The organism is Actibacterium sp., assembly GCF_041584535.1.
Taxonomy (GTDB): domain Bacteria; phylum Pseudomonadota; class Alphaproteobacteria; order Rhodobacterales; family Rhodobacteraceae; genus Actibacterium_D.
Window position 1 is genome coordinate 1 of record NZ_JBFHDW010000428.1, and the last position, 1,467, is coordinate 1,467.

The window sequence follows — 1,467 nt, forward strand, 5'->3', positions numbered from 1 at the left end:
ATCATGACCGATGCCCCCCGCCCCCATCACCACGACACGGTCGCCCGCCTCGCGGTCACCGGACAGAATTTCGGCGTAGGTCGCGACGCTGGGATGGTCGATACCCGGCAGGTCGGGAATGCGCGGCGTGACCCCGGTGGCGATGACCACATGGTCAAATCCCTCAAGATCGCTCGCCTCTGCCCGCTGTCCCAGACGCTGCGTGACCCCGTGTTTCTGCATCTGACCGGCATAATACCGAAGGGTTTCGTCGAACTCGTCCTTGCCGGGTGCGGCGCGGGCCAGATTCAGCTGACCGCCCAATTTGTCCTGCGCTTCGAACAGGGTGACATCGTGGCCCAGCCGTGCCGCCTCGGCGGCTGTGGCCATGCCCGCGGCACCACCGCCAACGACGGCCACTTTCTTTGGCGTGTCGGTTGGCGTATCCCGGAATTCCGTTTCACGCCCGGCCCTTGGATTGACCAGACATCCGACCGGCCGGTCCGAAAAAATGAAATCCAGGCAGGCCTGGTTGCAGGCAATGCAGGTGTTGATCTCGTCTGCGCGGCCCTCGCGCGTCTTTTTCACGAAATGCGGATCGGCCAGAAACGGGCGCGCCATCGAGATCATGTCCGCATCGCCAGAGGCAAGTATGTCTTCTGCAAGCTGGGGTGTGTTGATCCGGTTCGAGGCGACTACCGGGATCGACACCGCCGCTTTGACGTTGGCTGCCGCCTTGCGCCAGGCACCGCGCGGCACCGGGTAGGCGATCGTCGGCACGCGGGCCTCATGCCAGCCGATGCCGGTGTTCAGGATATCCGCACCCGCAGCCTCGATCTTGCGGGCCAGTGCGGCAATTTCATCGGCGGGCGCGCCGCCCTCGACCAGATCGGCCGCCGAAATCCGGTAGATGACCAGAAAGTCGGGGCCGCAACGTTCGCGCACCGCGCGCACGATATCGACCGGGAATCGGTGGCGGTTCGCGGCGCTGCCGCCCCAGTCGTCTTGGCGCTTGTTGGTGTGGGTGACGGTGAATTCGTTGATCAGGTATCCCTCGGACCCCATGATCTCGACGCCATCAAAGCCTGCGGCCAGCGCATTGGCGGCCGCCACGGCAAAATCCTCGATGGTACGGAGAATGTCGGCTTCGGTCATTTCACGCGGGATGAAACGGTTGATCGGGGCGCGGATCGGCGACGGGGCCACACACCCTTCGATCTTGGCATAGCGCCCGGCGTGGAGGAGTTGCGCGCAGATCAGGCTGCCTTCGGCCTGCACCGCCTCGCAGATCGGGCGCAGGTCAAGCGCTTCTTCCGGGTCATCGATTCTCGGACCTTCTGGATCGAATATGCCCTCGGCATTGGGCGAAAACCCGCCGGTGACCAGAATCGCCGCCTCCCCCCGCGCACGCTCGGCGTAAAACGCGATCTGTTTGGCTATGCCGTCAGGCTCGGTTTCCAACCGCGTGTGCATCGACCCCATGATGAC

Annotated in this window: 1 protein-coding gene; it reads right to left on the reverse strand. The window is 64.3% G+C overall.

The genetic code is table 11. The features are described 5' to 3' along the window. A partial coding sequence (locus tag ABYW26_RS14440) for an FAD-dependent oxidoreductase (protein WP_372605611.1) occupies positions 1–1,467 on the reverse strand: 1,467 nt, incomplete at both ends.